Genomic DNA, 1,244 nt, shown 5'->3' with positions numbered 1-1,244 from the left:
TCACCTCGTCCTTTTCCAGGTCTGCGGCTCGGATTTGGTGCGGCGCATCCGGTACAACTTGTTCGGTAGGGAGCACGCCCTCCTTGATCAGTCGACGGACGCGATGGGCCGTAACCCCAAGCTTTTTCGCGGCTTCGGTCAGTGTGAGCCACTCCCCATTCTTCTCAGCAGATCGGTATCCGTGGATTTTATGGACCGTGCGCAGTGCACCGACACGGCGTGCGGTCCACGTTTTTCCTTGCCCGGTCTGCATTCCCATCCGGTTCAGAGTAGCGGCAATGTCGGCGTCGGACCATCGGGTGGCCATGGACCGCATTACAGCGAGGGCAGCATCCGGCGTTTTCTGGCCATGTTCGCCAGGGTTCGGTTTGCGAATACGCAGCTGAGAGTGTTGACCACCTTTCCAGTGGATCGTCAAAATGACTTCACGTTGCTCTTCGTCAACATCGGCAACGATATCAGTCACGAGAGTGCGCAGGAGTTGCTGGCGACACCGCGTATCGACGTTTGGTGCGCTCCAAGCAGCCTCCAAGTCAGTGGCAATGCCGGCGAAATCGGGGATTGGGATGCCTGCGTCGATTTGTCTTGCCTGCGTCAAAGCAGCTTCACAGGTTTCCACGCGCCTGAGCGCGGATTCCCAACTCTTCTCAAGTTGAGCAGCGATCAGGCGGTTGTCAGGGTCGCAAGCGGCATAGCGGCGCTCAGCAAGAGACGCCTCGTATCGCGCTTGCTGCAAGTCCAGCTCCATCATGCGATGTCGCTCTTCCAGATTATCCCGATGCGCCCGGTCAGCTTCCATTGCGGCCTCGGTTGCCATTGGCGTTACGGCGCTCAATATTTCTTTGCCAATAGCAGGGTCGATCCGAGACGCGCCAAAAGTCATGCATCGGGGTTTGGCCAGCATTTGGTTGATACTTTTGCATTGATAATAGGGATGGCTTGGCCGCCCTCTATAGGAAACAGACAACCGCCTTCCACATCGGCCACAGGTGAGCAGACCAGCAAGCAAAGCCTGGCCGCCACGACCAGATTTGATGCCGCCCTTCTTTGCAAAGGTATTAACGGCAATAAGGCTCTGGTTCCTCTCAAACTCGCTCCAATCAATGTAGCCTTCATGATGATCCCGGAGCAGCACTTCCCACGTTCCAAAAGGCTTGCCGTGGCCGTAGCTTTTGCGAGCCCTGCCATCGACAATCTCTGTCCGCTTCTCACTTTTGCCATAGGCGTATGCCCCAGCGTAGAAC

1 protein-coding gene is annotated in these 1,244 nt (G+C 56.8%); it reads right to left on the bottom strand.

Going from position 1 to position 1,244, the window contains the following annotated elements:
• Positions 1 to 1,244: recombinase zinc beta ribbon domain-containing protein (locus HWN72_RS30670; RefSeq protein WP_211152321.1), on the bottom strand; the 1,244-nt coding region annotated here is incomplete at both ends.

Origin of the sequence: Novosphingobium sp. HR1a (assembly GCF_015594425.1) — a bacterium.
Taxonomy (GTDB): Bacteria; Pseudomonadota; Alphaproteobacteria; order Sphingomonadales; family Sphingomonadaceae; genus Novosphingobium; species Novosphingobium resinovorum_A.
Note: the sequence above shows the minus strand (reverse complement) of the source record. Positions and strands in the feature narration are given on the sequence as shown.